This is a genomic window from Nocardioides sp. (genome assembly GCF_036401255.1).
Classification (GTDB): domain Bacteria; phylum Actinomycetota; class Actinomycetes; order Propionibacteriales; family Nocardioidaceae; genus Nocardioides.
Genome location: NZ_DASWVI010000470.1, coordinates 1 through 3,281 on the forward strand (window position 1 = coordinate 1; position 3,281 = coordinate 3,281).

At 71.7% G+C, this 3,281-nt stretch carries 3 protein-coding genes; 1 reads left to right on the top strand and 2 read right to left on the bottom strand.

Features of this window, described 5'->3' with window-relative positions:
* Positions 1-29: 29 nt before the first annotated feature.
* Positions 30-1,253, bottom strand: coding sequence for an acyl-CoA desaturase (locus tag VGD85_RS21575; RefSeq protein WP_331065490.1), 1,224 nt, complete (start codon positions 1,251-1,253; stop codon positions 30-32).
* Positions 1,254-1,273: 20 nt separating this feature from the next.
* Positions 1,274-2,383: a ferredoxin reductase gene (locus VGD85_RS21580; RefSeq protein ID WP_331065491.1), complete on the bottom strand. Its 1,110-nt coding sequence runs from the start codon at positions 2,381-2,383 to the stop codon at positions 1,274-1,276.
* Positions 2,384-2,489: 106 nt separating this feature from the next.
* Between VGD85_RS21580 and VGD85_RS21585 the strand changes: the two genes are divergently transcribed.
* Positions 2,490-3,281, top strand: a 792-nt coding sequence (locus VGD85_RS21585) for a PucR family transcriptional regulator (RefSeq protein WP_331065492.1), incomplete at its 3' end; no start/stop codon positions are given.

A 3,281-nucleotide genomic window follows, 5' to 3' on the forward strand; every position in this document is an offset into this window, starting at 1 on the left:
GGGACAGGCCAGCCCGTGGATCAGCCGGCTCAGGCGGCGGCCTTGCGGGCCTGCTGCGTCAGCCGGGCCTGCGCGGCCCGGCGGACCTTGGGGCCGCCGGTGGCCATCTTGTAGAGAAGCGCCAGCTGCTGGGGCGCGTTCTTGGCGTTGGTGGTGGCCAGCCAGCCGTTGGGCAGCGAGAGCCGGACCACCTTGTGCCAGGCGGAGTAGACCTGCTTCGGCAGCGGGGCCGCGTGGTAGTTGAGGTCGTACTTCTCGAACAGGGCCCGCACCCGCGGGGCGATCTCGGCGTACCGGTTCGACGGCAGGTCCGGGAACAGGTGGTGCTCGATCTGGTGGGAGAGGTTGCCGGTCATGATGTGCATCGCCTTCGAGCCGGAGATGTTGGCCGAGCCGAGCATCTGGCGCAGGTACCAGTCGCCGCGGGTCTCCCCGTCGATCGAGCGCTTCTCGAACGTCTCGACGCCCTCGGGGAAGTGGCCGCACATGATCACCGAGTGGCTCCACAGGTTGCGGACCACGTTCGCGGTGAAGTTCGCGGCCAGCGTCGCCAGGAACGAGCCGGTCGGGATCGAGAGCGCCGGATGCACCAGGTAGTCCTTGGTCGCCTGGCGGCGGATCTTGGTGAGGACACCCTTGAGCCGGCGCTTGAAGTCGGGGTCCTGGGTCTGCTTCTTCTTGATCGTCGCGCCGAGCTCGAGGTCGTAGGCCGCGATGCCGTACTCGAAGAAGCAGGCGTTGATGAAGTTCCACAGCGGCTGCACGAGGAAGAACGGGTGCCACGGCTGGTCCTCGTCGACGCGCATGATGCCGTAGCCGAGGTCGTTGTCCTTGCCGATCACGTTCGTGTAGGTGTGGTGCAGCTCGTTGTGTGAGTGCTTCCACTGCTCGGCGGGCGTGGCCATGTCCCACTCCCAGGTCGTGGAGTGGATCTTCGGGTCCCGCATCCAGTCCCACTGCCCGTGCAGGATGTTGTGCCCGATCTCCATGTTCTCGAGGATCTTGGCGACGCTCAGGCCCGCCGTACCGACGATCCACGCCGGCGGGAACGCCGAGAACAGCAGCACCGCGCGGCTGCCGAGCTCGAGGCGGCGCTGCACGTCGATGACGCGGTGGATGTACGCCGCGTCGCGCTCGCCGCGGCTGTCGAGGACGTCCTGGCGGATCGCGTCGAGCTCGATGCCGATCTGCTCGACGTCCTCGGGGGTGAGGTGCGCGACGGGGCTGACGGGCTTCTTCTGGATCGCGGTCATGGGTGTCTCCTCAGGTGAGATCAGGCGTGGTCGAGGTGGCACTCGCCGGCGGCGGCGTTGATGCAGGTCTGGATGATCACGCCGTCGCCGGGGGCGGCGGTGGTGAGCTGGCCGTTGCGCAGGTCGCGCACGGCGCCCTCGCGCAGCGGCAACACGCAGCCGTAGCAGACGCCCATCCGGCAGCCGCTCGGCATCAGGACGCCCGCGGACTCCGCGGCGTCCAGGATCGGGGTCGCGCCGTCGGCCTCGACGGTGAGGCCCGAGGTGAACGAGACCGTGCCGCCCTCGCCGGGCTCGGCGGCCATCGGGGGCCGGAACCGCTCGACGGTGAGCGCGAGGTCCCGGGCGTCGTAGTGCTCCTGCAGCGCGTCGAGCAGCCCCGCGGGCCCGCAGGCGTACGCCGTGCGCTCGGCCAGGTCCGGGACCAGCTCGTCGAGGTCGTCGACCCGCAGCAGCCCGTGGGTGTCGGTGTGCAGCTCGATCAGGCGCAGCCACCCGGCGGCGCCGTACCTGCGCAGCTCCTCACCGAAGATCACCTCCGAGCGGGACAGCGCGGAGTGCAGCAGCACGATGTCGGTGGCCGGCCGCTCGGCCCGGGAGAACAGGTTGCGCAGCATCCCGATCACCGGGGTGATGCCGGAGCCGGCGGTGACCAGCAGCAGCTTGGCCGGGATCGGCTGGGGCAGCACGAACTCGCCCTCGGCCTGGCCGAGCTGGATCATCTGGCCGGGCCGGACCTCCCGGACCAGGTGGTTGGAGACCACGCCGTCGGGGATCGCCTTGACCGTGATCGAGATGCACCGGTCGGGACGCGGTCCGTGGGTCAGCGAGTAGGTGCGCCACAGGCGCACGCCGTCGACGTCGACGCCGACGCGGACGTACTGGCCGGGCACGTGTCCGGCCCAGTCGCGGCCGGGCTTGATCACCAGGGTCGCGGACGCGGCGGTCTCGGGGCGCACCTCGACCACCCGGCCGCGCAGGTCGGTGCCGCGGCGCAGCGGGTGGAACTGGTCGAGCACGTCGTCGAGGCTGCGCGGGGTGACCGCGGCTTCGGCGACCTGACGCAGCGTGGTGCGCAGGGACCATCCCGACCCGGACCGGGCCGCACCGGAGGGGATGGCGATGCTCATGTCCTCGAGTGTGCTGGCACACCTGCGTAAGATCATGACCGGTGGACGTGAAGATCCGCGTCCTGTTTGTCATCTGCGCACAATTCACCGCGTACCGGAGGTCGAGATGGTCCGGCACACCGTCCGGCGTACGGCGGACCACGGCGTGCGGCTCGCCCCGCGCGCGGTGGCCGAGATGCGCGCCGAGCTGCCCCGGGTGGCCGAGCACGTGGTGGCCGCGATCATCGACGAGGTGCCCAGCTACACCGACGCGTTCAGCGGGCCGATGGGCGAGACGATCCGCAACGCGGTGCAGCTGGCGCTCGGCGGCTTCCTCTCGCTGGCCAGCGGCAGCCGGGGCACCGACCGGTCGACGCCGGCGGCACCCGCGGTCGAGGGCGCCTACCAGCTCGGTCGTGGCGAGGCCCGCAGCGGCCGGTCGACCGACGCGCTGCTCGCGGCGTACCGCATCGGCGCCCGGGTCTCCTGGCGGGAGATGTCGACGGTCTCGGTGCGCAACGGGGTCGGGGGCGAGACGCTCGCGGCGTTCGCGGAGCTGGTGTTCGCCTACATCGACGAGCTCTCCGCGGCCAGCGTCGCCGGGCACACCGACGAGCTGGCCACCAGCGGCCGGGTGCGCCAGCGGCTGCTCGAGCGGGTGGCGCACCACCTGCTCGCCGGGTCGCCGGTCGACCAGGTCGCCGCGGCCGCCGAGCGCGCCGGCTGGGACCCGCCCCGGACGCTGACCGCGGTGATCGTGCCCGAGGCGCAGGTGCGCCCGGTGATGGCCACGGTGTCACCGGCGACGCTGCAGGTGAGCGACCCGCCGGGTCTCGACGACGAGGTGCTGCTGCTGGTCCCCGACGTGCACGCCCACTGGCGCCCGGCGCTGCTGCGCGCGCTCGCCGACCGCGGCGCG